We start from the raw sequence: 13,236 nt of genomic DNA on the forward strand, positions 1-13,236 counted from the left end.
CCGAAGGGTGAGTGAAGCGGATAAAGGCGCTCTCTTGGCTCGGCGCGTAGGAGGTGCGAACCGGGCTTGGGCGGAGATCGCCCGCAGTGCGATCAGGAATGTCAGCGTTCGACAGGTTCCAGAAAGAACGGCGGACAGACCTTTGCCTCTGTCGCCTCGCTACGCTCGGTTCGCACCTCAAGCGGTGCTCCTACGGGAGGCGAGGGTAGGGTGGTGCAGTTCGCCTGAGGCTCAGTGCACCCTACGGTGGGGCCCCAAATGCAGGAGGCCGCGTCCGATGTTCGGGCGCGGCCTCCCGGGTCAGAGCAAGTAACACGGCTTGCCGCGTTCCTGCTCGTCGCTAGCAGCTCGAAGCTGGTAGCGTCTCCTACATCATCTGGCGCAGCACATAGTGCAGGATGCCGCCGTTTTTGTAGTACTCCACTTCGGCAGCGGTATCCAGCCGTGACAGGGCCTCGACTTTCTGTTCCTTGCCGTCCTTGCGGAATACCACGGTGACGGTGTCGCCGGGCTTCAGGTCGTTGGACAGGTCCGGAATATCCACTTCCTCGCTGCCGTCCAGGTTCAGCGTCTTGCGGTCGGTGCCTTCCGGGAACTGCAATGGCAGTACACCCATGCCGATCAGGTTGGAGCGGTGAATCCGCTCGTAGCTTTCGGCAATCACCGCTTTCACGCCCAGCAGGTTGGTGCCCTTGGCAGCCCAGTCGCGGCTGGAGCCGGTGCCGTATTCCTTGCCAGCTACGACCACGGTGGGCACGCCGTCCTTCTGGTAACGCATGGCGGCGCCGTAGATGGAAATTTCCTCGCCACCGGGCAGGTGCCGGGTGAAGCCACCCTCGATATCCGTGGTCATCTCGTTGCGGATGCGGATGTTGGCAAAGGTGCCGCGCATCATCACTTCGTGATTGCCCCGGCGTGAGCCGTAGGAGTTGAAGTCGAGGGGCTCCACGTCATGCCCCTGCAGGTAATGGCCGGCGGGGGAGTCCGCCTTGATGGCCCCGGCGGGGGAGATATGGTCGGTGGTGATGGAGTCGCCCAGCAGCGCCAGGATGCGGGCCTCCTTCACCGGCTGCACATCGTCCATCTCCTTGGTGAGTCCGTCGAAGAAGGGCGGGTTCTGGATATAGGTGGAGCTGCTGTCCCAGTCGTAGGTTTCGGAGTCCGGGATTGGCAGGCTCTGCCAGACCTCGTCCCCTTCGAAGACGCTGGCGTACTGGCTGCGGAACATGCTGTTGTTGATCTTCACCAGCTCATTCTGGATTTCCTCGGAGCTGGGCCAGAGATCTTTCAGGTAGACCGGCTTGCCCTCCTTGTCCTTACCGAGGGGGTCCTTGTCCAGGTCGATCTTCACGGTACCGGCCAGGGCATAGGCCACCACCAGCGGCGGCGAGGCCAGCCAGTTGGTGCGCACACTCTGGTGCACCCGGCCTTCGAAGTTACGGTTACCGGAGAGCACCGAGGCCACCACCAGATCGCCTTCGGCAATGGCCTTGTCGATTTCCTCCGGCAGCGGGCCGGAGTTGCCGATACAGGTGGTGCAGCCATAGCCGACCAGATCGAAACCGATATCGTTGAGCGGTTTTTGCAGGCCGGTCACGTCCAGGTAATCGGTGACCACCTTGGAGCCTGGCGCCAGGGAAGTCTTCACCCAGGGCTTGCGGTTCATGCCTTTCTCCGCGGCCTTTTTCGCCACCAGGCCGGCGGCCAGCATCACGCTGGGGTTGGAGGTGTTGGTACAGGAGGTAATGGCAGCAATTACCACATCACCGTGGCTCATGAAGTGTTTTTGGCCATTGATCACCACCGGTACCTGGCCGCCACTGGGTTCGTGGTTACCTACCGCGGTCTGGCCGCCTTCGCCTTCCAGCTTGCTGATTTCGTCGTCATTGAGCTTGAGGGTATCGGTGACCACATCAATGAAGGTGCGCTTCACGGCGGTCAGCGGCACTCGGTCCTGGGGCCGTTTGGGGCCGGCCAGGCTGGGCACTACATCGCCCAGATCCAGCTCCAGCACATCGGTAAATTCCGGGTCCGGATCAGCACTGGAGCGCCACAGCCCCTGGGCCTTGCAGTAGGCTTCCACCAGGGCAATGGTGTCCGCATCACGACCGGACAGTTCCATGTATTCGGTGGTGCGTTCGTCGATGGGGAAGAAACCGCAGGTGGCGCCATACTCCGGTGCCATGTTGGCGATGGTGGCACGGTCGGCCAGGGTCAGGTCGGCCAGGCCGTCGCCGAAGAATTCCACGAACTTGCCCACCACCCCGCGGCGGCGCAGCATCTCGGTGACGGTGAGTACCAGGTCGGTGGCGGTGATGCCTTCGCGCAGCTTGCCGCTGATCTTGAAGCCGATCACCTCGGGAATCAGCATGGCGATGGGCTGGCCGAGCATGGCGGCCTCTGCCTCGATACCGCCCACGCCCCAGCCGAGTACGCCCAGGCCGTTGATCATGGTGGTGTGGGAGTCGGTGCCCACCAGGGTATCCGGGTAGGCGTAGGTGTTGCCGTCGTCACCCTCGGCGGACCACACACCCTTGGCCAGGTATTCCAGGTTCACCTGGTGGCAGATACCGGTACCTGGCGGCACGACCCGGAAGTTGTTGAAGGCTTTCTGGCCCCAGCGCAGGAACTGGTAACGCTCCCGGTTGCGCTGGTATTCGATGTCCACGTTTTCGGAAAAGGCCTGGGGGTTGCCGAACTTGTCCACCATCACCGAGTGATCGATCACCAGGTCCACCGGTGTCAGGGGATTGATGCGGGAGGGGTCGCCGCCGGCCTTCTTGATGGCATCGCGCATGGCGGCCAGGTCGACCACGCCGGGCACCCCGGTGAAGTCCTGCATCAGCACCCGGGCCGGGCGGTAGTTGATCTCGTGGTCGGAGCGCTTGTTTTCCAGCCAGCGCATGACAGCTTCGGCGTCGGCGGTGGTGACGCTGTCGCCGTCTTCAAAGCGGAGCAGGTTTTCGAGAAGGACTTTGAGGGAGAAAGGGAGCTTGCTGAGATCACCCCAGCCCTTGTCGGCGACCGTGTTGATATCGAAGTAATGATAGGTCTTGCCGTTGGCTTCCAGCGTTTTCTTGCTGTTCAGGGTGTCCTGGCCAATCCGTGTCACTGCACACCTCCTAGGCTCTGATTGGAGTCCCGCGCAGGCGGATAGAGCGGCCGCCAGCGGGAACACTGGCGCAGGATCAGTACAGCATTGCCACAAACCGAGGCACTGATGACCCTGCGTTATGACGTTAAGTCATTTCATACTACGCCCTTATGGCGGGGACATGAAACTGGCCGGCATGCTCTTTGGCAATATCAGTGGCTGGAAATGTAAGTGATTGTTGAATATAGAGCTTTTGACGTTATGTGGTTGTTGGTCGGACGCGGATAAGGGATGGGAAAGAGAACCTGCAGGTGCTTATAAGAGCAGGGTTGTCAGCCGTTTGAGGTGTCCTGCCAGAGTAGCCAGAGCCGGGTATCCAGCTCCAGCTGGTGGTAGTCCGGCGCCATGTGCGAGCAGAGCTGATAAAACGCCTTGTTGTGGTCGGTTTCTTTGAAGTGGGCCAGTTCGTGGACCACGATCATGCGCAGAAAGGCTTCTGGCGCCGCCTTGAACTGGCTGGCGATGCGCAGGCTGTTATGGCTGCGCAGTTTGCTGCCGTGAATACGAGTTTGCCGGGTGTGCATGCCCAGCGCCTGACTCAGCGTTTTCAACTTGGCGTCGTAATGTGCCTTGCCTAGCGGCGGCGCCTTGCGCAGGTATTGCTGTTTCAGGGTGTTGGCATACTGGAACAGCGCTTTGTCCCCCTGAATATCATGCTTGTCGGGGTAGCGCTGTTGCAGATAATCACCCAGCTGCCCCCGGTCCACCAGGGTTTGGGCCTGCTGCTGGATCTGGGTGGGGTAGCCGGTCAGGTAACGCAGGGGATTCATGGGCCGGTTATCGCTTCGTGGGTGCGTTTGGCGTTGGTGCCAATGTGATCATTGAGCCGTGTGGGTATGATCGCCGCTCTCTTTGCAATGGACAATCCCATGTCGTCACACCATGACTCTGATTATCCCCGTCGCGGAAATGCCTTCTCCCGGTCGCTTGCCCGTGGTTTTTTGCGCCTGGCAGGCTGGCGGGTAACCAATCCCATGCCAGAGGTGCCCAAGGCGGTGATCATTGGTGGGCCGCATACCTCCAACTGGGATGGTATCTTCACCCTGGCGGCGATGATGCAGCTGGGGCTGGATGCCCACGTGATGATCAAGGACAGCGCTTTCAAGGGGGTGCTCGGGTCTCTGTTGCGCTGGATGGGTGCGCTACCGATTGACCGGAACAAGGCTGCCGGTGTGGTGGACCAGACTGTGGAGCAGTTCAACAGCCGCGACAAGCTGGTCATGGTGGTGGCGCCGGAAGGCACCCGGGGTGGGGCCACACAATGGAAAACCGGTTTCTATCGTATCGCCGAAAAGGCAGGCGTTCCCATCGTGCTGGCCACAGCGGATTACCGGAAAAAGGAAATTACCTTTGCTCGGGTGATTGAGCCTTGTGGGGATGTGGAAAAGGATATGGCAGAAATTCTTGAATGTTACGCCCGCGTTCATCCGCGCCATCCAGACAGACTGTCGGCACCGTTGAAAGCCATCCGCGAGCGTCGTTAATACCCCTCAGAGCATGAGAGGCCGGTCTTGCCTGGCACAAGGCAATATCTGCCCTCATTGTTCGGTTACGCCCCTCATCGCCCTTATACAGCCTCGATCTAGAAACCGCCTTCCGGTACCGGAAAGGGTTGGGTTCCGCAGCTGAAGAAGTAAGGCAGCTCAGCGACCGCGGCCTGGATGAATTGTGTCTGTGGCCCAAGAACGGTCTCTTTCGTTTCCGGGTGCTGCCAGCAACCGCTCGGGAAATAGACCTCGCGTCCGTCAGTGCCCGGGGATATCACAGGTGCCACGAGTACATGCGGTCCCAACATGAATTGCTGGTCCTGGCGACCGGCTTCCGGGTCGTTCGGGTATTCAAGCCATAGCGGCCGGGTTATCGGGATGCCGGTGGCCAGCGCTTCCTGCCAAAGACGATAAATTAGCGGTTGCGCAGCGATGTGCCTGTTCATCGCTGTGCGGTAGTGCTCGACAACCTCGGGATCGTCGAATCGCCAGGGCATGGGAGTGCCATTGACAGGGCCTCCATGTTGGCGGAATACGGGCATCAGGGACGCATGGTTGGCCCAGCGAATCAATAATTCCGAATCGATGGAACCAAATATATCAATGTAGCCGCCAATCTCGGTGACAAAGCCATAGGCTCCGCCAACACTGCGATTCAGCATGTCAGGAATGACCGAGCCAAGGCCCGAGGCACGGCTCCAGTCGGCGGTGTTGTCGCCAGGCCAGCTCGCGGATTCGTAGTGTGCTGAGCCTCTACGCCCGGAGTTGCCAAAACGGACGAAGAACCACGGTTCCCTGTCCGGGTTGTCGGCAACAAATTCGTCAAAGGCCTGCCGGGTTGCCTGATGGAACAGCGCAGCATTGCGGTTGTGCATGGCGATACCCGAGCTGCCATCATGAAAAACCATATCAACCTGAACCTGTTCGCCGAAGTCTTGCATAAAGCCTTCGCTGCCTTCTTCGAGACCTTTCTTGATCCGCGCTTTCCACCACTCAACGGCTTCAGGGTTTGTGAAATCAATCAGAGCGGCGATGCCACCCATCAGTGGGGAGCCAAAAATGTAAGGCAGCCCTGATGCACGTTTTGTGACATACCCGCGGGATAGTGCCTGTTGATATACCTCAGGTTCTTCAAGCTCGTCCTCTGTCTGACCCACAAAGCCCCGATAATAGGTCACAGGCTTGATGTTCTGTGCACGCAGTCGCTGGATAATATCGTCGAAGGCGCCTGTTTTTTTGGTGCCGACCCACCCTTCAAAAGCAAATGCGGTAATAGGGAGCCCCAATGCTTCGATTTGATCCAATGACTCATTCACTTTTTCGGTGTAATTCTCTGGAGTGTCTGTGAACTCCTGAATGGTTTCAGACAGCATTGGGCCCAGTGACCAGCGTGGTGGAACCCGGTGCCGACCGTTTATCCCGGAGAGACGGCTCACGACTTCCTTTTGATTGCCGGGGACGACCAGGAAATCCAGTTCGCTGCCCGCTACTTCAACACGCCAGGCATCGTTGCGGTCTGATGCCATTCGCCAATGAGAAAGCTCATCGCGATCCAGCATAAAACCGTAACCTTGATCTGAAATGAAAAGCGACTGTATGTAATAAGCCCCCTGGGGGCCGGTGGGAAACTGGTATTGTTCGCCGAACGTATCGCCAATCAGTGGCTCAAGCTCCTCAGGCGTTTGTGAAAACTCTTCAGCCCAATTCAAAAAAGCTTCATTGCGTTGATTGAGTTTGTTGCGTCTGCCGCCAAATCCCCTGAAAGCCTCGCCGGGCCTTGAATCGAAACTGGCTGAGATCAGCGGGACTTCCCGGAGGAAGTGATTCGCCTTGACGGAGACATGGAAGCTGCTGTTTTCATCGGCCTTGATGGTAACGCGTGCCTCACGCCCGCTGGGGTCGGAGGTTGCTACGCGCAATACCAGCTGATCGCCGTCAACAGACACGTCTTTCACATTGGTCAGACGAAACTCGACACCGGTGGATGCCGAAGCCAGCATATTTCCGACCCAGAAGGTCGCCGGGAACTGGAGGTTTAACTGATCGCCAACAACAAATGTGAAGGGTGCATACAGCGCGGGCGCTTCCGGCATGATCTCGGTCCAGCCTCCCAAAAGCCGGCTTGGTAGCGGTGTTCTTAACAGCAGTGGGACCGGCGGTTGCTGCCTGTCGCTGCTCAATACTTTTTTGCCATTCTCGTCGTAAAAGCTCATGGACAATGGCGCGCGTTTTATTTCCACGTGCCCATAGTCTGTTCTCAATATAATGAGCTCAGGGCTATCTTCTATCTGGATATTGTCAGGTGGCGTCGTGGCGGGTGTTTCATTTTTTGCTTGCGGGGGTGCGTCTGGTTCAGAGGCCGTGATGTCGGGAGACAGGGTAGAGGGTGACGGTGGGGGTGACATTGACGTTGGAGAAGACGAGTCATCTCCACTGCCGCATCCCCACAATAGACCTGAGAGAAGAAGGATGAGTTGCATATTTTTATTCATGATAAGGGCACCATTCATTTCGTTGGGCTATTGTCGACGACACCGTTGTCTCGTCTTTGTACTGATTCCTTTCATTGGTCAATCCTTCTCAGCAGTGAATGCCTGCATCGGTGTTGATGGCACCATTCCAGAAACATAGCCCTGCTCTGGTTTTCTGTGAGCTGTTGTTTCCGGTATTTCAAAAATAAAAACCCTCCCCTTGCGGGGAGGGGCCAAACACTCCTCCCGGAGACAGGTGGGAGGAGGGAGGGGGAACAGTGCAGCGCTAGTTGCAGGCGCTGCCGTTGGTGTAGCTGCTGTCTACCACCTGATTGATCCACTGGTCCAGCAAGGCGGTGGCCTCGTCGTGGGCCACGCTGCGGGCGATGGGAGGCATCATCCGTTGCGGGTCGTTTTCCGCGGCCAGGCGGCAGGAGACGATGGAGTTGTTCGCGCTGCCCGGGACCACCACATGCTGGCGACCACAGGAGCCGCCGCCGGTGGCGGTGGGTTTCTTGCAGATGCCGTAGCTGGCGTCTACGTCACGGAAATGATCCAGGTAGTAACCCGTGTTGGAGGCGGCGCCCTTGTCGTTGTGACAGTGCTGGCAGTTCACTTCCAGATAGGCCTTTACCCGACTTTCAACATCCGCATCGGAGTTGGCGGTGTTGCCGCTGTCGCCGGGCACGTTCCAGTGCGGCAGTCGCTCAATGTTGGTGGCCACGCCGTTGCTGATCTGCAGCTCCGGGGTGCCGCTGAGGATGCCCACGTCGGTCCAGTACTGTAGCTGGTTGATGCGCGGGAAGCCGGCCTGGCCGGTGTTGCCCATGAAGGCGGATTCCGGTTTGTAGGCACGGTTCAGGTTGCGCGGCTTGGGGCCGATAGGGGCGCTGCCGCCGGCCTGGTCGTCGTTGCCATGACAGGTGATGCACTGGTTGGCGTTGGGCACGGAGTAGTTGTCAGTGCTGCCGGTGAGCAGGGCGCCTGAGTCGCTGTCGCGGTAATGCCAGCTGGCAGGGGTGCTGCCGCCGCCCATGCTCAGACGGGCCACCGGTTTGCCCTCCTCTTCGTCCCAGATATAGGGCAGGCCTTCCCAGAAGGGCTTGCCGCTGCTGCTGAGGCGTTTGATCAACAACCGGGTCTCCACCAGCGTTTCATTGCTGTTTGCCTCATCGGTGAAGGCGAAGGTCTTGGCCAGTACGGTGCCAGTGGGGAAGTGGATGCCGCCATTGGGGTTGCTGCCGCCCTGACCGTCCCGGTACACCGCCTTTGTGCCCGGAGGAACGAAGGCGACCCGGTATTTGCTGGCGTAGTCAGAGAACAGTTTGGTGTTCAGTACATAGGGGACGCCACCTTCGTTGGGCAGGCTGCGAGGATCCGTGGCATCGGCAAACAGGTTGTATTGCTCCAGGCGCGGGCAGTTCACTGCCAGGGCGTCGCGATTGATTTCACCGCTGGCCACCTCGCCGTTACAGAGCTCCTCTACCACTTCTGGCGGCGGGGCAGGATCGAAATCGCCGCTGGGCTCGAAGGGGGGGATCTCTACCCGTGGTAGTGAAGGCAGTAGTTTGCCAAAGCGAGCCTGGCATGCATGGTCCGACAGATTAGTATCCGAGGGCATATTAAGCAGGCCTTCAAGAGCATCGAGCAGTCCACCGGGCGAGAGGATCGAGACGTCCTGCTCTGCCAGAGCCAGTACCAACTCCAGTCCATCGGTGCCGTGGAAGTTCAGATAGGGTTCGCTGTCTTCGGAGAAATCATTGTCGCGGATACAGGAGCCCCAGGTGGGTTGGATACGTTCGTTGTTTTCATCGAATTTGTAGGCGTTGTAATGACAGCTCGGGTTGGGGTGCTCATTGGTGTGCAGGGGCTTGCCGTTGCTGTCCATGGGCACCGGCTCGCCATTGCTGTCCACCGGGTAGGGGCAGTCCGCATCAAGGTCATCACGCAGGCCATCCCAGACAATGTGGGCGCCTTTGCCCAGGTTAAGGATGTTGTCCAGGCTGCCCAGTAACTGGGTAGGATCATTGATGACGGGCAGGTTCTTCAGGCCGATCAGGGTGGGCAGCACGCTTTCCACTTCACCGTTGGCCAGTTTTTCCAGGTCGGGTGGCGGCAGGTCGTAACCGGAGTTTTTCATCACGTTGTTGTGGATATGAAGACCTTCGGTATACGGGTCCAGTTTCTTGTCGGCGGTCTTGTCTTTGCCATCAATCAGCTCATAGCTGGTATAGATGACGGCGGCGGTGCTGTGGTCTTCAAACGTGTTGTTGAAGACCTCGATGTTGTCGTAGCCCAGGGTAATAAAACCGGTGCCGCGCGGCACCGCAGAGACTAGCCCGCTCTGGGCGAAGTTGTAGGTATTGTTGTTGCGGGCCAGGTTGTTGAGCATCACCGAGGTGTCGCCGTACTGAGTGATATTTTCCAGATCGTAGATCAGGAAGCCGCCGGTATTACACTCGGCCACGTTGTTGTCGTATTCCCCGCCCTGAACATTTTCGATTTCGAAACCCATCACGTTATAGACGGCACGGCTGTCACGAATGATGGCGGTGTTGGTCTGACCCACGTAGATGCCGGCATCGGAGGCGCCCACGGATTCACTGCCTTCCACCAGGATGTTTTCCGATTCCACCGGGTAGATGCCGTAGCGGCCGCTGGCGGCACTGGGAACGTAATCCGGGGTGGGGTCACCTTCGTTGAAAGGCGGGTTGGTACAGGCCACATGCAACCGGTCGCCATAATTGTCTGCGGTAATCGGCTCGCCGCCACCGGACCACATGGCGCGCACATTGCGCAGGGTGCCCCATTTGACGCCCTTGAGTTTGAAGGCGTCGCCGGGCGAATCCAGGATGGTCAGGTCTTCCACGGTGATGCCGCGAATGTTCAGCGCTTCCAGGCCGGTGACGTTGGCGCTGTTTTTGAAGGACAGCACGGTGTCGTCTTTGCCGCAGCCTTCAATCAGGACATCTTCGGTGGCCTGGATCAGCAGCCCCTGATCCAGATCGAAGTAGCCGCAGTCAAATTGCAGCGTGTCGCCGGGGCGCAGCTGAATCATGGCGTTGACCATGTCTTCGGTGGCGTTGTCGCCGGGGGAAATCATAAAGGTGCGGCCTTCCCCGGTGGGCGGGGTAACCGGATTGTCACCGTCACCACCGTCATCGCCGCCATCACTACTCCCTCCGCCATCATCGCCGCTATTGGCGGTGGGGGTGTTGGCCGGGTCGCTGCTACCCCCGCCACCACAGCCGGTGACGATGAAGGCAGTCAGTAACAGTAAAAACAGAGAGCGGACTGTTAGCGTTTTCATGGTATTCCCCAAAGTCTTTTTTTGTGTCGGCGGCATTGTTACTGCGCCGCTTTCTCAAGCCGTTCCCACATGCGCAGGTAGGCTTCCGCCGAGGTGAATAACTGGTTGATGGCATCGTCGATCTGTTCCGGCGGGCGATCACTGTGGGCAACCATGTCAGCGATCTGGTCCGGGTAGAGGCCGTAGTGGGCCACACCACGCCCTTCGTACAGGCTGAAGGCGTGGTCACCGGTGACCTGCTTGTCGAACACCACGCGACCATCCACGGAGGTGAACGGGTAGAGGCTGTCTTCCTGGTCCGGCGTGCCCGGGTTGCCGGCCAGGGCGGCGATACCATTCACATCGGAGGCAAAGGGGGCGCCGCCGAAGGGGCCCACCTTGAAGGCATCCGGGCGCGGGCGGTTGCCATCGCGGGTGAGCTGGTCGACCCAGTCGTCGCGGACACTGCCAAAGGAGGCGCTGATGCCGCCCTGAGCCGCTACACGGTCACGCAGGGTTTCGGTGCTGCCCCAGTTGCCGTGACTGTTGATCACCGGGTAACCGCGCGGGGCGGTCAGGTCGAGGATATCGGTAGCGGCCTTGCGGCTGATGTGGTCGGTTTCGATCATCATGCCGCGTTTGGCCAGCTCTTCGATCAGGAAGAAGCCCAGGTCGGTCAGCCCGCGGGTGTTGCACAGGTGGTCGGTGCCCCGGCGCGGGTCGAGTTCGGCCAGCTCTTCCGGGCTGGCCGGGAATCGCTCGCCCACATAATCCAGCTGGAACAGCAACTGCTCGAAAATGCCGTAGGGTTGCAGCGGATCGGCCAGCGGGCTGTCGTTCACCGCGTGGTCGTGGTCCGGGCACTCTTCGAATTCCACGGTGTGACCTGTTTCCAGCAGGTTGCCGCCGTACAGTACGGCGCCAATGCCGATGCCGTCAGAGAGATCCGGGAGGTGGCCGCCGAAGGCGTTATCGAATTTGTGCACCGGGAACAGGCTGCGCACATCCATGGCATAAAGGCGGTCGAGCCGCTCCACGATTTCCTCGCGGCTGCATTCGGCCACGCCCAGGAATTCCCCACAGTTAAGTGCCTTGGAGGCTTCCACACCGAGGATCACGGCCATCTTGCCTTCACCGATCGCCTGGCGAGCCTCGCTGGCGCTGGTGACGATGCGGAACCAGCCTTCGCCGGGGCCGCCTTGCTGGGCGTCGATGTAATCTTCCATGCGATGCATCAGTGCCGCCTGCTGCTCAATGGCGGCCACGGTGTCGCAGTCGTTCTGTTTCTGCGGATTGATCTGGCAGAGGATTTCGTTATGCACCAGGTGATTGACCAGGATCTTCAGGCCGGACAGGTGGGCCCGTTCGATCCATTTGTAGTAGCTCTGGTGGTGTTGCAGGGAGTCGTTGCGCGGCCAGAAAGGAAAGTCCGGCCAGCCGCGGGTCTCGTGTGGCCCCGGGTTGCTGGTGACTTGCTCCACCAGACCGGTGAGGCCCTGGGGGCCATGGTTTTCCGCGCAATCGTGGAGAGCGTGGTCGACACCGAATTTGTGGAAGGGGTCGCCGTAGTTGACCCGCCCGCCGATGAATTCGTAGGCGGAGATATGACTATGGGCATCCACGTAACCGAACACGTCGTCGTTATCGATGCCCGGGGTGTTGCGGAAACGGTCCACCTCTTTCAGGTAAATAGCCGGGTCGTTGTCGGCCACGGTGGCGTTCAGTTTGGCTTCCGGGTAGCCGCTGCAGCCGTCAGCGCCGTTGAGCACAAAACGGGTGTCGGCATTTTCCAGGCTGGGTGAGGTGAGGGTTAGCCCGTTATCGCTGGCGGTGAGCAGCAGGCCGGTGACCCGAGAGGCCAGAGTGAAACTGTCGCCCTCGCTGGGGTTGAGATTCCATACCGCCAGATCATTGGCGCTGGATACCATGGCTAGGGATGGCTGCAGGGTGGTGTCAGCCAGGGAGCCACCGATTCCTTCAAGGCTCTCCCCCAGTTCCCGCAGCAAGCCGCCCAGCGGCGCTATCGGGTCCAGTACCAGATTGAGGGTGTCGCCGAGGCCGGCAACCAGATAACTGAGTTCGCCGACAAAGTTGCCTCCCTGATCCAGCAGCTCTCCGGCCGGGTCGCTGATGCCGAGCAGTTGTTTCTGCCCGGTGCTGCCGGTGGTGCGCTGGTAATCGGACACCAGCAGATAGCGGCCCAGGTCGGTAGGTTTCAGGGTAAAGGCGGTGGCTTGTGCCGCATCCGTGGTCAGGCCGTAGGCGCTGCTGGCGGTGTCCGCCTGCAGGAAGCGCCCGTCGCTATTCAGGGTGTAGCAGCCATTGGCGAACTGATAGCGGTTGAGCGGTTGCGGCTCTGGCGCCGGTTCCGGGCCGGGTTCCGGTGTGGGTGTCGGATTTTCGGTATCGGGCTGGCGCGGTTGCTCTGCGGCAGTGTTGGCGGAGGAGCCACCACCGCCACAGCCGGCCAGAAGGCTGGCGGCCAGTAGCAGTGAGCAAGGCAACACAGAAACGGTCAGGGCCGGAGCCCGGGTCAGTTGTAGCATGGCTAACCCCTTAAGGGAGTCCTCGCGATGCGGGGCCCCCGTTGTTGTTATGGGTATGTACGTTCTTATTGGTACGTTTGTACAACTAAAGGGTTGGGGGAGGCTGTAGCGTTATTGTCAAAAAGGGGGAGGGGTTTGTTACAGGCGTGAGGGGTGCTGGAGGAAAGGGTGGGGGAGGCGATGCTTGATCGCTCCCCACAAAAAGCGTGGTCAGGGGGAGGGGAGGTTACGCCGCCTGCTGGTTATCCAGCGGGAGGGTTAGGTATCCCAGCACCAGGGCGGCGATAGC

The 13,236-nt window shown here is 59.7% G+C and carries 5 protein-coding genes and 1 pseudogene; 1 reads left to right on the forward strand and 5 read right to left on the reverse strand.

What is annotated here, in order from left to right; genetic code table 11:
* Nucleotides 1–367: 367 nt before the first annotated feature.
* Together acnA and ACFE0K_RS01400 are read right to left on the reverse strand one after the other, a co-directional pair.
* The gene (acnA, locus tag ACFE0K_RS01395) at nt 368–3,112 is read right to left on the reverse strand and encodes an aconitate hydratase AcnA (RefSeq protein ID WP_434534355.1); all 2,745 of its coding nucleotides are present in this window, start codon (nt 3,110–3,112) and stop codon (nt 368–370) included.
* 314 nt (nt 3,113–3,426) lie between these two features.
* Nucleotides 3,427–3,936, reverse strand: a pseudogene (locus ACFE0K_RS01400) (M48 family metallopeptidase); the annotation flags it as partial.
* An 87-nt stretch (nt 3,937–4,023) separates the two neighbouring features.
* Between ACFE0K_RS01400 and ACFE0K_RS01405 the strand changes: the two are divergent.
* On the forward strand, nt 4,024–4,638 hold the full coding sequence (locus tag ACFE0K_RS01405) for a lysophospholipid acyltransferase family protein (protein WP_434534356.1): 615 nt from the start codon (nt 4,024–4,026) through the stop codon (nt 4,636–4,638).
* Nucleotides 4,639–4,736: 98 nt separating this feature from the next.
* Here the strand turns inward: ACFE0K_RS01405 and ACFE0K_RS01410 are convergent, their stop codons facing one another.
* The 3 genes from ACFE0K_RS01410 to ACFE0K_RS01420 all read right to left on the reverse strand — a co-directional run bounded on the left by ACFE0K_RS01410 (nt 4,737) and on the right by ACFE0K_RS01420 (nt 12,947).
* Nucleotides 4,737–7,133: a TIM-barrel domain-containing protein gene (locus ACFE0K_RS01410; RefSeq protein ID WP_434534357.1), complete on the reverse strand. Its 2,397-nt coding sequence runs from the start codon at nt 7,131–7,133 to the stop codon at nt 4,737–4,739.
* Nucleotides 7,134–7,398: 265 nt separating this feature from the next.
* Nucleotides 7,399–10,422, reverse strand: coding sequence for a parallel beta-helix domain-containing protein (locus tag ACFE0K_RS01415; protein ID WP_434534358.1), 3,024 nt, complete (start codon nt 10,420–10,422; stop codon nt 7,399–7,401).
* Between the two features lie 38 nt (nt 10,423–10,460).
* The gene (locus tag ACFE0K_RS01420) at nt 10,461–12,947 is read right to left on the reverse strand and encodes a hypothetical protein (protein ID WP_434534359.1); all 2,487 of its coding nucleotides are present in this window, start codon (nt 12,945–12,947) and stop codon (nt 10,461–10,463) included.
* Nucleotides 12,948–13,236 lie beyond the last annotated feature (289 nt).

This window comes from Alcanivorax sp. (assembly GCF_051117345.1).
GTDB lineage: Bacteria > Pseudomonadota > Gammaproteobacteria > Pseudomonadales > Alcanivoracaceae > Alcanivorax.

Bases quoted from the DNA above. Each gene is read 5' to 3' on its own strand.
- ACFE0K_RS01405 (WP_434534356.1), top strand. From the start codon at position 4,024: ATGTCGTCACACCATGACTCTGATTATCCCCGTCGCGGAAATGCCTTC.
- ACFE0K_RS01410 (WP_434534357.1), bottom strand. From the start codon at position 7,133: ATGAATAAAAATATGCAACTCATCCTTCTTCTCTCAGGTCTATTGTGG.
- ACFE0K_RS01415 (WP_434534358.1), bottom strand. From the start codon at position 10,422: ATGAAAACGCTAACAGTCCGCTCTCTGTTTTTACTGTTACTGACTGCC.
- ACFE0K_RS01420 (WP_434534359.1), bottom strand. From the start codon at position 12,947: ATGCTACAACTGACCCGGGCTCCGGCCCTGACCGTTTCTGTGTTGCCT.